Origin of the sequence: Anaerobacillus sp. MEB173, from assembly GCF_052119505.1 — a bacterium.
Classification (GTDB): domain Bacteria; phylum Bacillota; class Bacilli; order Bacillales; family JBJMAU01; genus JBJMAU01.
On record NZ_JBJMAU010000057.1, the window covers coordinates 1 to 739 of the forward strand.

Below are 739 nucleotides of genomic sequence, written 5' to 3' on the forward strand. Positions count from 1 at the left end.
CAATAGAAACAAAGTATTTGCCTGATGGATTACGTCTAATCGTAACACTAAGAATGCGCCCTTCAATTTCGCGACTTTTCGCAAAACGAACCATTCCGAGCTTATGTAGCTTGATTTTGTTTTTAACAACAGCAATATTTCCGTTTGTTTGCTTTGTTGTAAAGGACTGAACTGGATTCTTTTTCGACTTAAATCGAGGTTGTTTGCTTTGTTTTTTGTAGTATCGATCATAGGAGTTTGCTAGGTTTTCTACCGACTTTTGCAAGGCAATACTATCGACTTCTTTCAAAAAAGTGTATTGGTTCTTTAATCGAGGTAGCATCTTGATCGTTTCATATTTGTTCAAATACTCACCTTTCCAATTGTTACTTGGTAGTTGTCCGTTTTGAACCATTTCTTCACAGATGTGCCAGTAAGCATCTTTTTCTTTCTGCTTACCAAGAAAAAAGTTGAAAACGAACCTTGAGCACCCGATCGTCTTATTTATGAGTTCAACTTGCTTTATGTTTGGGTAGATACGAAATTTGTAAGCCTTCTTAACTAACATTGAATTTCACCTCCTTATCTGATATTATATACGTAAGTACGTATATGGACAAGGAGAACAAATTATGACAAGAAAAAAATTTACGACTACATTAGACGAGCAACTTATACAACAACTGAAAATGCAAGCAGTCAAAGAAGGAACAGATGCCAGTAAGATTCTCGAAAAATTGATTAGAGAATACATTGAGAA

At 35.0% G+C, this 739-nt stretch carries 1 protein-coding gene; it reads right to left on the minus strand.

The features are described 5' to 3' along the window. Positions 1 to 547: helix-turn-helix domain-containing protein (locus ACJ2A9_RS23670; RefSeq protein WP_441424116.1), on the minus strand; the 547-nt coding region annotated here is incomplete at its 3' end. Positions 548 to 739 lie beyond the last annotated feature (192 nt).